Raw genomic sequence first — 802 nt, 5'->3', positions numbered from 1 at the left:
CCGCCTGTTACCATGGAATTTCAAAAAATAGGTGTGGTTTGCTAGACGCTTACCGTTAGCTTTGTTTTATATGGGGTAGATAAACTAGCGGCAATAAAGAGTAAAAGTCGAGTTCCTGAAAAATACTTTTATTACTTGGCGTTATTATGTGGTTGGCCTGCTAGTTTATTAGGGCAGATGATATTTAATCATAAAACCACCAAAACAATATTTCGTCGGTGGTTCTTTACAATGATGTGGATTAACCTTTTAGTGGTTGGTGCTTGTGGTTTCTATGTTCAAACATAACGCTTAGTCTTTATTCTTCTTCCGCGTTAGTATCATCTAACATTTGATCTATTTTTTCACTACTGTCTTTCCATACTTTTTTAGATGTTTCTTTTGTGCCTTCCCAGACATCTTGACTTGTTTCCTTAGTTTCTTTCCAGACCTTTTTACTGGTTTCTTTTGTATCTTCCCATGCTTCTTCCGTTGCTTCTTTTCCTATCGCAAACGCATCTTTGCTTGTTTCTTTACTTTTATCCCAAATTTCTTTGCTTGATTGACTAACATCATCCCATGTTTTCTTTTCAGGTTCTTGTTCACCACAAGCTGACAATAACAATACCGAACTTACGCATGATAATAGGATAAAAGAGTTTGTACGTTTCATAAATTGAATCCTTGTGTGGCTAAAGCCGAATATCTTAATTGAGAGGCTATATTTTAAAAGCGATTATTAAATAGTCAAACTAAACTAAATATAGTGTAAGCGTCTAGTAAACCACACCTATTTTTTGAAATTCCATGGTAACAGGCGGTC

General features: G+C 35.3%; 1 protein-coding gene and 1 pseudogene. One reads left to right on the top strand and one right to left on the bottom strand.

Features of this window, described 5'->3' with window-relative positions; all coding sequences use genetic code 11:
* Window positions 1-66: 66 nt before the first annotated feature.
* Window positions 67-288 (top strand): annotated as a pseudogene (locus V6256_RS16485) (DUF1294 domain-containing protein); the annotation flags it as partial.
* Between the two features lie 10 nt (window positions 289-298).
* On the opposite strand, the gene V6256_RS15135 reads toward V6256_RS16485, so the two are convergent.
* Window positions 299-652: a hypothetical protein gene (locus V6256_RS15135; RefSeq protein ID WP_341599100.1), complete on the bottom strand. Its 354-nt coding sequence runs from the start codon at window positions 650-652 to the stop codon at window positions 299-301.
* Between the last annotated feature and the right edge of the window lie 150 nt (window positions 653-802).

Origin of the sequence: Psychromonas aquatilis, from assembly GCF_038155185.1 — a bacterium.
GTDB lineage: Bacteria > Pseudomonadota > Gammaproteobacteria > Enterobacterales > Psychromonadaceae > Psychromonas > Psychromonas aquatilis.
Note: the sequence above shows the minus strand (reverse complement) of the source record. Positions and strands in the feature narration are given on the sequence as shown.

Coding starts and splice junctions, on each gene's coding strand:
- V6256_RS15135 (WP_341599100.1), bottom strand. CDS start 652: ATGAAACGTACAAACTCTTTTATCCTATTATCATGCGTAAGTTCGGTA.